Annotated in this window: 12 protein-coding genes; all 12 read left to right on the forward strand. The window is 46.4% G+C overall.

Features of this window, described 5'->3' with window-relative positions; all coding sequences use genetic code 11:
- The first annotated feature begins 3 nt into the window (after positions 1–3).
- On the forward strand, positions 4–1,236 hold the full coding sequence (locus E4631_RS22805; protein WP_133656247.1) for a glycosyltransferase family 4 protein: 1,233 nt from the start codon (positions 4–6) through the stop codon (positions 1,234–1,236).
- Between the two features lie 48 nt (positions 1,237–1,284).
- Entirely contained in the window at positions 1,285–2,679 is a 1,395-nt protein-coding gene (locus E4631_RS22810; protein ID WP_174805439.1) for a hypothetical protein, read from the forward strand.
- A gap of 90 nt (positions 2,680–2,769) precedes the next feature.
- Entirely contained in the window at positions 2,770–3,903 is a 1,134-nt protein-coding gene (locus E4631_RS22815) for a glycosyltransferase family 1 protein (RefSeq protein ID WP_133656248.1), read from the forward strand.
- Between the two features lie 21 nt (positions 3,904–3,924).
- The gene (locus E4631_RS22820) at positions 3,925–4,587 is read left to right on the forward strand and encodes an acyltransferase (protein WP_133656249.1); all 663 of its coding nucleotides are present in this window, start codon (positions 3,925–3,927) and stop codon (positions 4,585–4,587) included.
- A gap of 303 nt (positions 4,588–4,890) precedes the next feature.
- Positions 4,891–6,711, forward strand: a complete 1,821-nt coding sequence (asnB, locus tag E4631_RS22825) for an asparagine synthase (glutamine-hydrolyzing) (RefSeq protein WP_133656250.1) — start codon at positions 4,891–4,893, stop codon at positions 6,709–6,711.
- 71 nt (positions 6,712–6,782) lie between these two features.
- Positions 6,783–8,018 carry a glycosyltransferase gene (locus E4631_RS22830; RefSeq protein WP_240735190.1) on the forward strand — a complete coding sequence of 412 codons (1,236 nt, stop codon included), beginning with the start codon at positions 6,783–6,785 and terminating at the stop codon, positions 8,016–8,018.
- 654 nt (positions 8,019–8,672) lie between these two features.
- Positions 8,673–8,960, forward strand: a complete 288-nt coding sequence (locus E4631_RS22835) for a transposase (RefSeq protein ID WP_133656252.1) — start codon at positions 8,673–8,675, stop codon at positions 8,958–8,960.
- Positions 8,957–9,844, forward strand: a complete 888-nt coding sequence (locus E4631_RS22840; RefSeq protein ID WP_133656253.1) for an IS3 family transposase — start codon at positions 8,957–8,959, stop codon at positions 9,842–9,844. Before E4631_RS22835 ends, E4631_RS22840 begins: the two co-directional genes overlap by 4 nt.
- A gap of 52 nt (positions 9,845–9,896) precedes the next feature.
- Positions 9,897–10,472: a putative colanic acid biosynthesis acetyltransferase gene (locus E4631_RS26995; protein ID WP_133656254.1), complete on the forward strand. Its 576-nt coding sequence runs from the start codon at positions 9,897–9,899 to the stop codon at positions 10,470–10,472.
- Between the two features lie 92 nt (positions 10,473–10,564).
- Positions 10,565–11,407: a glycosyltransferase family 2 protein gene (locus tag E4631_RS22850; RefSeq protein ID WP_133656255.1), complete on the forward strand. Its 843-nt coding sequence runs from the start codon at positions 10,565–10,567 to the stop codon at positions 11,405–11,407.
- Positions 11,400–11,921 (forward strand): VanZ family protein, encoded by a 522-nt coding sequence (locus E4631_RS22855; protein WP_133656256.1) that lies wholly within the window; start codon positions 11,400–11,402, stop codon positions 11,919–11,921. Before E4631_RS22850 ends, E4631_RS22855 begins: the two co-directional genes overlap by 8 nt.
- A 48-nt stretch (positions 11,922–11,969) precedes the next feature.
- On the forward strand, positions 11,970–13,211 hold the full coding sequence (locus tag E4631_RS22860) for a WcaI family glycosyltransferase (RefSeq protein WP_133656257.1): 1,242 nt from the start codon (positions 11,970–11,972) through the stop codon (positions 13,209–13,211).
- The last annotated feature ends 26 nt before the right edge of the window (positions 13,212–13,237 follow it).

The raw sequence follows: 13,237 nt of genomic DNA on the forward strand, positions 1-13,237 counted from the left end.
TTTATGAAGATTATTCTCTCACACCCCACCGGCAATGCTAATGTTCGGGCAGTAGCGACTGGCCTGCTCCAGGCAGGTATACTAACGGGCTTTCACACAACGGTCGCCACCTTTCCAGGCACCTTCCTGGACCGTCTCAGCTCTTTTTCTGCACTAGCCGAGCTCAGTCGACGACGATTTGACCCAGCATTAAAACGGATAACGCGGTTATGGCCATGGCGGGAACTTGCGCGCTCCATTGCGTTGAAAGCCGGTCTACCGAACTTAACGGCTCACGAAACAGGGTTGTTTTCGGTTGATGCCGTTTACCAGAGCTTCGACCGGCGGGTAGCCGCCAGCCTGGGCTGCACTCCCCCAGAGGCCGATGCGGTGTACGCGTACGAGGATGGCGCCTATGCTTCTTTCCTAAGGGCCAAACAGCTTCGTATCCAATGCCTGTACGATTTACCGATTGGCTATTGGCGTGCTGCCCGCAGGCTTTTAGAAGCGGAAAAAACTCGATGGCCTGAGTGGGCCGCTACGCTAACAAATTTTGAGGATTCCGAAGCAAAGCTTGCCCGCAAGGATGAAGAACTGCGCTTGGCCGATAGAATTTTTGTGGCCAGTCAGTTTACGGCCGAAACCCTAAACGATTTTCCCGGCGTTTTAAGATCCGTAGAAGTAATCCCGTATGGTTTTCCCGCAGTAGGTGAGCCACGCCAGTATGCGGACCTAAGTGATGGCAGGCCCTTGAAACTTCTTTTCGTGGGTGGTCTCTCGCAACGCAAAGGAATTGCCGACCTCTTTGCGGCAGTAGCAACGTTAGGATCCCAGGTTGAACTGACTATTGTAGGGCGCAAAGCAACTGACAATTGTCCCGCGCTGAATGCGGCCCTGAGCCGCCACCACTGGATTGAGAGCCTCCCACATGCAGAGGTGCTGAGAATTATGCGTGAACACGATGTACTTGTGTTTCCCTCACTTTTTGAAGGATTTGGACTGGTTATTACCGAAGCGATGTCACAGGGTACCCCGGTAATTACAACCAACCGTACGGCCGGTCCCGACGTGATCCAGCACGGTCACAACGGATGGCTAATTGAGGCTGGCACTACGGCAGCCCTGCAGACGGCTATTGAGCACTTGCTGCACCGGCCGAGCGTCATTGCCGAAGCAGGGCGAGCAGCGATGGAAACGGCCCGCCAAAGACCATGGTCACGCTACGGCCAGGAGTTGGCCGCCGCCCTGGCAAAGTAGGAGTCCTATACAATTAAGAAATTTATCTCTCGTCTTCCTCTCCTAACCATGCGCTTATCCCCGGAGAATGCAGAAGATGCCATGCAACTCCCTCTTGCTTTAAGAGCGTCAGATTTGGCCAGTAACGACATCATTAATTGGCTAAAAAGAGGCGTTTGGGCTTACTTTTTCCTGCTCATTTTTGAGGGTGCATTGCGCAAATGGATACTGCCTGGCCTAGCGGCTCCTCTGCTCATCGTACGCGACCCCATTGCTTTGTGGCTGGTAGTCGTGGCTTGGCGACGAGGGCTGCTTACCGCCAACGTTTACCTAACTGGAATGGTAGTGATTGGCATCATCGGCATAATTACAGCTACCCTGCTGGGCCACGGCAGCCTACTTATTGCACTATATGGGGCCCGGATATTGCTTCTACACTTTCCGTTGATGTTTGTCGTAGGACGTGTTTTCACCCGTGAAGATGTAATTAAGATGGGTAAGGCAACTCTCATGATTGCTATTCCGATGGTAGTGCTTGTTACGCTACAGTTCTACAGCCCTCAGTCTGCCTGGGTTAATCGAGGAGTTGGGGGTGATATGGAAGGGGCTGGATTTAGTGGATCAATGGGGTTCTTTCGTCCACCAGGCACCTTTTCATTTACAAATGGAAATACAAATTTTTTTAGCTTTGTTGCTCCCTTTGCCTTTTACTTCTGGCTCGATACGAAGGCCATTAACAAGCTGCTTCTGATAGTTGCTACGCTAGCTTTATTTTTTGCCGTGCCCCTGTCTATTAGCCGTGGGTTGCTTTTTCAGGTAGCCATCTCTCTGTTATTTGTGCTTGTTGCCAGTACCCGTAAGCCGGAAAATCTTGGCCGGCTAGTTATAGCGATAGGGGCGGCAGGACTCGTTTTAGGTGTACTGAGTCAGTCTAGCCTCTTTACAACGGCGAGCGAAGCATTCACTGCACGCTTTGAAGTCGCCAATGAGTCAGAAGGTGGGTTGGAAGGAGTGATTTTAGACCGCTTTTTAGGTGGTCTTATCAGCTCACTTACTAACTCTTCTTCATCGGCGCTTCCTTTTTTTGGTTACGGTCTTGGGATGGGTACCAATGCAGGGAGTAAGCTTCTTACCGGAGACGTAAAATTCCTGATAGCCGAAGGAGAGTGGGGTAGGATTATTGGTGAATTGGGTCCTTTGATGGGGTTAAGCGTGATACTGCTCCGAGTAGGACTGGCTATAAAAATCGCACGGGCCATCTATAAAAAGTTAACCCGAGGCGATCTGCTGCCGTGGATGCTGCTAAGCTTAGGATTGCTGAACGTTGCCCAGGGTGCTTGGGCCCAGCCTAGCTCCCTTGGTTTCTGCACGTTGATTGGAGGATTGATGATTGCTTCATTAAGATTGCCTAGACCAGAGCCACTAGTAGCCAAAGCTCTACTACAAATCAGTTACCACGATTAATAAGGTGCTAACCCAGATTAAATATGCTTGACACTATAAGGTCCCTAAAAAAATTAAGTTCTTCCGCAACTCGATGCGCCACACAATAGTATGCGGATAATTTTAATTGGTAATTACCTCCCTGATCAGCAGGAGAGCATGCAGCGATTTGCTCAGATGCTGGACACAGGATTTCGTAATGCTGGTTTTAGAACAGAAATCTGGCGACCTAATGTAGTCTTTTGCGTTGGGCCCCAAAGAGCAAATGTTGGCATTAGAAAGTGGCTAGGGTACGTAGATAAATGGTTGCTTTTCCCATTAGTCTTGCGCTGGCGCCTGAGTAGTAAGTCTGAACATGCTGAAGAAACTAGGTTTCATATCTGTGACCATTCCAACGCGCCTTATCTCAATCACCTGCCAATTAACCAAACGAGCATTACCTGTCATGATGTTCTGGCTATCCGAGGTGGATTGGGATACAGCGATGCGTATGTGCCAGCTTCCCCCTTTGGCAAACTATTACAAAGGTGGATTCTCACTAGCTTAACTAAAGCGAAGCGCTTAGCAGCTGTTTCCCATTTTACTCTTGGTCAACTGCAGGAACTAACTTCCAGCCGGAATGCTGATCAAAGAAAATGGCGAGTGATTCATAATGCTTTTAATGCTGAGTTCTCGCCCATGGCAGCTACGCAGGCTCAGTTCTTGCTCGAACAAATCAAATTCGATTTTTTAACCCCGTATCTGCTGCACGTAGGTTCCAGACTAGTTCGCAAAAATCGTTTTCTGCTGCTCGATATGGCGGCATTACTAGGCGAGCGGTGGCAAGGCAACATTTGCTTTGCCGGTGAACCGGTTGATTTAGCTTTGTGGAAGCATGCTGAGTCTTTAGGTTTGCGCGAGCGGGTTATTTCTATGGTAAAGCCCGATCATGACATACTGGTGGCGCTTTACAGTTTATGCTTTACGTTTGTATTTCCGTCCTTCTCTGAAGGGTTTGGTTGGCCGGTTATTGAAGCGCAAGCATGTGGGGCACCCGTAATTGCCAGTAATGTTGAACCAATGCCGGAAGTGAGTGGTGGAGCAGCATTGCATGCAGATCCTGCTAATGCCCAGGAATTTGCTGATGCGTTACTAGCATTAATGGATAACTCTGCCCGAACTGCACTCATCCAAAAGGGTTTTGCTAACTGTCATCGCTTCGATGGCGAAAAGATACTGGCTGCTTACATTAAGCTGCTACAATAGGCCAAGCCAACTTCTGTTATAATGTTCTTGAAAATTATTGTCAGCCTGCTTCCTTGGCCTTTAAGACGAAAGGCGCTGGAGAAACTTTTTGGTTATGAAATCCATCCAACGGCTAGCATTGGTTTAGCATGGATTTTCCCCAATAAGTTAATTATGAAGGCCCACGCCAGGATTGATCATTTCACGGTTGCTATTCACCTAGATTCCATTCGCATGGAAAGGGAATCCTTTATTGGCCGCAGCAATTGGATAACTGGTTTCCCTACTAATAGCAGTTCTCCTCACTTCAAACATCAAACGGGCCGTCAAGCGAGCTTGGTCCTCTATGAATCTTCTTCTGTAACGAAGAATCACCATTTTGACTGTACCAATACGATTGAGATTGGTCGTTTTGCTACCATCGCGGGTTATCAGTCGCAGTTTCTGACTCATTCTATTGATATTTTTGAAAACCGGCAGGATAGCGCGCCAATCTTAATTGGTGCTTATGCTTTTGTTGGAACCAACTCTGTTATACTCGGAGGGGCTCATCTGCCTACCTATTGCGTTTTAGGTGCAAAATCATTGCTTAATAAATCCTATGTAGAAGAGTGGACTCTTTACGGAGGAGTGCCAGCTAAAGAACTACGCAAGTTGCCAAAGAGTGCTAAGTACTTTACTCGAACTGAGGGCTTTGTTTTTTGATTAGTTCCCGTTTTAGATCGTCGAGTTAGCTAATCAAGTGCAGGCTTAGGCGCCCGGTTTTTATTTCTGCCGCCTAATCCTTGATCTAATGATCGTCGAGATAGCTTTTGGCTCGGTCCCCAGCACTGGTTACCTAACCAAAACTACCGGGATTTTAGCAACTAAATTGCTTATATTCACAGGACGGTTCCAAGACTAATTTGCCTTGATAGTATCGCTCGAGTATTCGCGCCCAAGACAAATACCGTAGTTTTGAACAAATTCTTATATATTTCTATAATATAGCACCTTTTTTTCTTAGCCATGTGTGGAATAATTGGACAGTTCTGTTTTGAAGAGGGAAGGACTCCCCTTCCACAACTTGCTTTACTTCACCACAGAGGGCCGGATGGCAGCGGTGAATGGATGAATAAAAAAGGGAACATTTATTTAGGCCACACAAGACTCGCAATACTTGAACCGACACCAGCAGGTAAACAGCCAATGGTAAATGCCTCAAAGCGGTTTACAATTACGTTTAATGGGGAAATATATAATCACCAAGAATTACGTGATTTACTTCCCGGCATTAACTGGAGGGGTAACTCAGACACGGAAACATTAGTGGAGCTGTTGTCCGCAATGGGATTAGCTGGACTCAGCGCTTTAAAAGGCATGTTTGCGTTTGCTTTACATGATAATGAAGATGACTCTGTGCTATTAGTTCGTGACCGCTTAGGCATCAAGCCCTTATGGTACCGGAAAGATAGTGCCTCGATTCAATTTTCATCAGAAGTCAGAGCCTTGTTAAAGCCAGAGAAGACGCAACTTACTAATGCTGCTTTAAGCGAATACATAGGCTTTGGCCGGCTGCCTGAAACGGGAGAAATTATTAAAAACATTCATACCGTTTCCCCCGGAGGATGGCTTAAAATAACGGGAGGTGATAATTCATCAAATTGCTGCATTAAACAAGGCAGCTGGTGGCCAGATGACAAGGGGTTTAAGTTAAAGCCTAAAAACCGGAAAGATTGTGTAAGTCAAGTCAATAAGCTCGTTACGACTGCAATAGAAGAGCACCTCATTTCAGATGTAGGTATTGGGGCTTTCTTAAGTGGAGGTATTGACTCCAGCATTGTGACAGTAGTAGCGGGTAAGCTACTAGGCTCTAGGCTGCAAACATTTACAATTGGGTTTCCACAGAAGACTTTTGATGAGCGCTCAATAGCAAGATTAGTGGCCAAAAAAGCAGGTTCTGAGCATACCGAGTTGGAAATCAGTCCTAATACATGTCTCACTTGGGTGCAAGAAGCGGTGGTAAACCTTGATTTGCCTTCAGTAGATGCTATTAACACCTATATCGTCTCTAAAGCAGTAAGGGACTGTGGGCTGAAGGTAGCTTTATCGGGACTTGGGGGGGATGAGTTGTTCGGTGGCTACCCAAGCTTTCGGAGCATTCCATGGCTTCGGCTGCTTGATATGCCACCTTCGGCTTTCAGTCAGCTATTGATTCGCACTTTACCAAGTAATGTAAAGCAAAAGCTCGGGGGGATAACAGATTTCTCCGCCCTTAATTTAACAAGTGCCCGCCGTCGTTTCACTTCCATCAGTAGTCTTAAAGAAATGGGATTTGGCAGCGGTGTTCCTGCTATTCCTCCAGCCCCATCAACCCTAGACGTGATGGGGATGATATCCTGGGCAGAAATTCACAGCTACATGGTCCCAATGCTCCTTCGGGATAGCGACCAGATGAGCATGGCAGTAGGTCTTGAAATCCGGGTTCCTTTCTTAGATCACAGGCTGGTAGAAGCAGTTTTAGGCTGGCCGCAGAAGTATAAGTCGGGGCCAGGAATCAAGTCATTGTTGGTAGAAGCTTTTCGGGCTGAACTTCCGCAAGAAGTATACAACCGACCTAAGCAGGGATTTTCCCTGCCAATGGATGAATGGTTAAAAGGGCCATTATCTGAGTTCTTGAACGAAGGAATTATGGCTGCCTCCGACTTGCTGTCGCTTTCTGAGCCCTCACAGCTGCTTGAAGCGTTCTACAAAGGAACATTGCACTGGACCCGGATATGGAAGTGGAGTGTATTAGGGCATTGGCTGGCTAACCAAAATAAAACAGTCAATACCGCGGTGTTAGCTTAATAGTAACTCCAAACAGAATAGACAGTAAAATAATAAACCTTGTTGTGAATGTATTAAGAGTTATAGCTAGCATGGATCCCTCCCATGGAGGACCTAGCCAAGGTATTCGCAATTCTATCCCCGAATTAGAGAAGATCCAGGTACATAATGAGGTAGTATGTCTTGATAGTCCAGAGGCCTTTTTCTTGGGAAAAGATAGCTTTCCAGTTCACGCCTTAGGGCCCAGCAAAGGCCATTGGAGTTATAGCCTAAAACTTCTTCCCTGGCTTTTAGAGAACATAGGGCGTTTTGATGCAATAATTGTGCATGGAATTTGGCTTTATCATAGCTATGCTGTTACCAATGCATTGATCACCTATAAGAAGATGCATGCTCAGCACAAACTCAATGAAAATAAAGTCCCCAAACTATTCATTATGCCTCATGGCATGCTAGATCCCTATTTTCAAAAAGCGTCTAGCCGAAGACTGAAAGCCATACGAAACTGGGTCTACTGGAAATTCATAGAGAAAAAAACTATCAATACAGCAGATGGGATACTCTTCACCTGTATGGAAGAACTCCAGCTGGCTCGCTTAACATTCAGTCCTTATAAACCGAAAAAAGAACTCAACATTGGCTATGGGATAGCGGAACCACCGGCCTGCTCAGCTGCTATCCAAAATGCTTTTCTGGAGTGCTGTCCTGAAATAAAAGGTCGTCCCTATATTCTCTTTCTTAGTCGTATTAATGAGAAAAAAGGGGTAGACTTATTGCTTAGGGCATATAGCGCATTACTAAGAAAAAACGCAGAAGTTATAGCTCCACTCACAAATAAGCGCTCTGCGACTCGAGAATTATCTCTTGGGGTGTTACTTTATGAGCTGCCAGTTTTAGTGATTGCAGGTCCCGGGCTGGAAAGTACATATGGCCAAACCGTTAAGCAATTGGCTGCGGAGTTGCCAGCCTCTACTGTTTTCTTTCCCGGGATGCTGACCGGCGCTGCCAAGTGGGGTGCTTTTTATGGCTGTGAGGCCTTTGTGCTGCCGAGCCACCAGGAAAACTTTGGCATCGCCGTGGTTGAGGCATTGGCTTGCGGTAAGCCAGCTTTAATCTCCAACCAAGTCAACATATGGCGGGAGATTGAAGCTAGTGGCGGCGGCCTGGTGGAAGACGATACCCTTCCCGGAACTCAACGTCTGCTGGAGCGTTGGCACGCGCTAACCGAGCCGGAGAAACTAGCAATGAGTGTCCAGGCACAGGCTGCCTATCAGGACCGCTTTGCAGTTCGTTCGGCAGCAGAAAAAATGGCAGCAGCTTTGCAGTGAACGTCTGAATGCGAACAAAGCATTAGACATAGTTTAGGTAAAGAGCTTCAGGGACTTAGAAGGGGTTAAAGCAGCAGGAGTGATCTACGCAAATATTGAGGTGTATGGAAATTATAATCAATGACTTACCATGTTACCGACGATTTAAATTGGCAGATGCTCGGCATCGAATGCGCTTACTTGCCGGCAGCTCTGCACTTCGTACGCGTGCTTGCTCATCTATAGCCGGTCAAGTTGCGCTGCAACAATGACTAAGCTCTTTTAAGCAATGCCTCAAGGGAATAATGGAGCAAAGCCTAAACAATTGCCTTAGACTTTATTCATTCTAATAATTATATATAGATTATTATATTAAGCATTTTTGATGGCTCGTTTCTCTGAAAAGCTCTTGATGCCCAACTCTTAAGTAGCTTGCAGCAAATACGGCATCTCCTGACGGAGTGAATGAACAACTATGCTAACATGCGCCTGCACTTAACACTTAGTTTTTAAAGCCGTGTGTTCAAACAAGACACCTAGCGCCAGTTGACTAGCCCGCTTCAGAGGGGCACTTACAAGAGGCGTGCAGAGAGTTCTGATCACCTCAGAACGCCCTATGAAAAAACTGAGGTGGTCGGGTAAAAATGGACACGGAGAAAGTAACTTTCCCTTGTCATGGAAGCAGAAAAACCAGCCGGTAGACGGCAGCGAACGAAGTATGATGCGGCCTTTCGGAGCGAGGCGGTTCGCCGCGTAAGCCAGGATGGGCAGACGGCGGCGCGGGTCGCGCAGGCGTTGGGCAAGTGGGTGCGGGCTGCCCGCGCCCAAGCCACTCGTCCAGCGGGTAGCGACGTGCTGGCGCAAGAAAATAAGCAGCTACGAGCCCAACTGGCCCGTGTGGAAATGGAGCTCGATATGTTAAAAAAAGCGCTGACGATATTTTCACAACCGACGGGCCGATGAAACGCTTCGCTTTCATTGCTTTACACGCTCCCTGCTGGCCCGTGCGCGCGCAGTGCCGCGTGCTGGATGTCAGCCCCAGCGGCTACTACGCGTGGCGCAAGCGCGTGCCGGCTAGGGCCGAGCCGGCGCTGCCCGCCTGGCAAGTGGCGGCGCAGCGGGTCTTCTCCGCCCATGCCGGCCACTATGGGCAGCGCCGGTTGCGCGCTCAGCTGCGCCGCGAAGGCCATCAGGTAGGCCGGCAGCGGCTGCGCGACTGGCTCATTACCAGTGGCTTACGGGCCCTCTGTACGCGAGTCGGCACGCGGCCGCCGCGCACCACCCAGGCCGACCCACAGGCCATCGCCACCGCTAATAAGCTCGCCACCTGGCCCGCGGCCGCGGCCCCGAATCAAATTTGGGTCGGCGACATCACCTATCTGGCCCTGGCCACGGGGAACTGGGCGTATCTCGCCTGCTGGCGCGATGCCTTATCCCTGCGCGTGGTGAACTGGCACGTGAGCGAATCGCTGCATACAGACTTGATTCTGACCGCCTTTAACCGGGCGGTTACCGTCTGCCAGCCCCCACCCGGCTTGCTCGTGCACGCCGACCGCGGTAGCCAGTACACCAGCGAGGCGTTTACCACCTTACTGGACCGCACCCAGGCCATTGCCAGCCTGAGCCGGCCCGGTAACCCCTACGACAACGCCCTGGCCGAGAGCGGCTGGAGCACGCTCAAAACGGAGCTGCTGCCTCGCGGAGCCTGCTTTGCCGACCTGGAAGAAGCCCGGCTAGAACTGGCCGAGTACTTCGACCACTACTACAACACCCAGCGGCTGCACTCCGCCCTGGGCTACTGCACCCCGCTCGAAATCAAACTCCACTATCTTTTTAACCTACCTTAGCTCACTGTCCATTTGCACCCGACCACCTCAAACATTGCCTTCAGCTTTCAGAATGAGTATTAATGTAGACACACACAAGGAACCTTCCTTTTCTTTACGAAACCGCCTAGGAAGAATTTCTTGGCAGTTTTTCTCTCTCTTATTATTTCGCTTCTCGCCTAAACCTTTCCACGCGTGGCGTTCATTTCTGCTCCGCTGTTTTGGCGCCAAGGTGGGCCAGGGAGTGCATGTGTATCCGGGGGTAAAAATATGGGCCCCATGGAACCTTGAGCTTTCCGACGAGTGTGGCATTGCCAGCGGTGCTACACTCTATTCTCAAGGCAAGATATGCATTGGCCGTCGCGCAGTAATCTCACAGGGCGTACATCTAGTTACGGGAACTCATGATTATTCCCAGCCAGGGTTTCCGTTGGTCACCGCACCGATCAGTATTGGAAACCAAGTTTGGATTGCGGCGGAGGCATTTGTCCATCCCGGCATCACCATTGGGGAGGGTTGTGTAATTGGCGCTCGCTCGGTCGTAACCAAAGATATGCCCAAATGGATGGTCTGCACCGGACATCCCTGTGTACCTATCAAACCAAGAACATTCGCTTGTGAGACAAAGATGTTAACCACTGACCGGTAAAAAACACCCACGGAGAAATTAATACTTATTGCAATTCAGAGCTAGTTTTCCAGAAGCTCATTTCAAGCCCGGTCCGTACGACAAGTCCTATAATGATTTCAGTCATCATACTTACCAAGAATGAAGCAGCAGATCTGCCTAATTGCTTAGATTCTGTTAAGTGGTCTAATGACGTACACATTCTTGATTCGGGTAGTACTGATAAAACCCTGGAAATTGCTCGCCACTATGGCGCTAAAGTCACCAGCAACCCATTTGAGAGTTTTGGGAAACAGAGAAACTTTGCGCTAGAGCACTTGACCATTCAACATGACTGGATTTTATTCTTAGATGCTGATGAAGTAGTGACCAGTGAGTTTAAGCGATCTGTCTTTAAGGCAGTGAGTGAGGCTCCAGAAATTGTGGCAGGCTTTTATTGTTGCTGGAAGATGATATTAGAAGGTAAATGGCTTAAGCATTGTGACAATTTTCCTAAGTGGCAATTTCGATTATTACGAAAGAACCGGGCTAAGTTCACGGACTTTGGTCATGGACAGAAGGAAAAAGATGTGGACGGCTTAATAATGTATATCAAAGAGCCTTATCTCCATTACGGCTTTTCCAAAGGCTGGGCGCATTGGCTTGATCGTCATAATCGGTATTCCAGCCAAGAAGCCGCTGCAAGAATTCATGATTGCCCGCCCATTAAGCAGATTTTTGCTTCGCATACCAGCATCCGTAACCCGGCATTGAAGTCTTGGTTGAGCAGGCTCCCTGGGTGGCCATTGTTGCGTTTTATTCAAGCATATTTTCTGAACCTAGGGTTTTTAGAAGGAATACAAGGGCTTATATATTGCATTAATATCTCTTATTATGAGTTTCTTATTCAAATTAAAATGAGGAACATCAAAGCAGAAGAAATAACGCCTTTTGATCATACCTCTAACAATGTATAGATTATTCAAAAATAATAGTAGCTATTTGCAAAGTATATTAATTAGAGTTTCATGGCCGGATCTATTTAAGAATAAATGTTTCCAAGGGCTTTTGTTCTTAGCTTATGCTATACCACTCAGCTATATTGTCTTCTTTGCCAAAAGAAGAAGATATCTTTCAGAACGATATCTTAATATTATTCCTTTAAAAAATTCAGTATATTACTTCATTGCTATCGATTCAAATTCTAGCAAAGAACTTTTAAATTTTTATTTAAACTTATTGGGAAACATTTTTTTACTCATGCCCTTGGTGGTAATAATTAAGCTGCACTTTAAAGCGATAAAGTATCAGAATATAATTTTAATATGTACTGGAGTAAGCTTATTTATCGAATTAATTCAGTATGCGTTGAAAAGAGGGGTGGCTGATATTGATGATATTATACTTAATGTCTTAGGTTCAATTATAAGTCTTATGATTTTACAGTTAGTAAAACATTTAATTATTGGGAAAAGCAGTGTTGGACAATAACGCTTTCCTTAAATCAATGTATCTTACCGGTATAATGCAATTGTGTTTATGAAAAAAAGGATTCTATTGATAGGCTATAATTTTCATCCTGAGCCTACTGGTATTGGTAAGTATAGTGGTGAGATGATTCATTGGTTTGCTAAAAATGGTTATGACTGTACTGTAATTACAGCCTATCCTTATTATCCCTATTGGAAAGTGCAAGACCCTTATTCAAGGAACAAGCTATGGTATAAAACAGAGCAAAAGTTCTTTAACGCTAATGGTTCAATAACTATACACCGATGCCCGATGTACGTGCCAGCTAAGCCGTCAGGCATGAAAAGGGTGCTTTTGGACTTCTCATTCCTGGTTTCTGCCGCTTTGAAATTGTTGCAGCTTTCATTAGGCAAAAAGTTCGATCTTGTATTTGTAGTGGCTCCATCATTTCAATTCGGCCTGTTAGGCATTCTGTACAAGAGACTTCGTCAGTCAAAGTTCCTCTACCATATACAGGATATGCAAATTGAAGCGGCTCGGGATTTGCAATTAATCAAATCTAAAAAAATACTTAGTCTCTTATTTAAAATTGAGAAATACATTTTTAATACTGCTGATATTATCAGCAGCATAGCAGATGGTATGGCCCTTAAAATTGAGCAAAAATCCAATAAGAAGGTATTGCTATTTCCTAATTGGACGGATATCTCTCTATTCTATCCAATTGCAGACCGCGCAACTTTAAAAGAAGAGTTTGGCTTCAAATCTACAGATAAAATTATCTTGTATTCAGGTGCTATTGGTGAAAAACAAGGGTTAGAATCCATTTTATATACGGCAAATACTTATAAAGCAGAGCTTAATATAAAATTTATTATTTGTGGTTCCGGACCTTATAAACAGCGATTACAAGAATTAGCAGCTGAATTAAACTTATCTAATGTTGTATTCCTGCCTTTACAGGATTTTGAAAATTTTAACAGATTTTTAAATCTTGCTGATCTACATTTGGTGATACAGAAATCAAGTGCTAGTGACTTAGTGATGCCTTCTAAGCTCACCACTATCTTATCAGTTGGCGGTTTAGCTTTAATAACTGCTGATAGTGGCTCGGACTTATACAACTTAGTGAGGGAACACAATATTGGGTTAGTCATAAAGCCAGATGATCAAGATGCTTTAAATAATGGCATACAAGAAGCAATTACAATGGACAACGAACGGGTCATTCGCAATACTCGCAAGTACGCAGAGACATATCTTTCGTTAGAAGGCATCATGAATAAGCTTAAAACCAACGTTGGTCTATAGAATCACATGTTACTCAGCAAGAAGGA

The sequence above is a fragment of the Hymenobacter sp. UV11 genome (assembly GCF_004684095.1).
In the GTDB taxonomy this organism is placed as follows: Bacteria; Bacteroidota; Bacteroidia; order Cytophagales; family Hymenobacteraceae; genus Hymenobacter.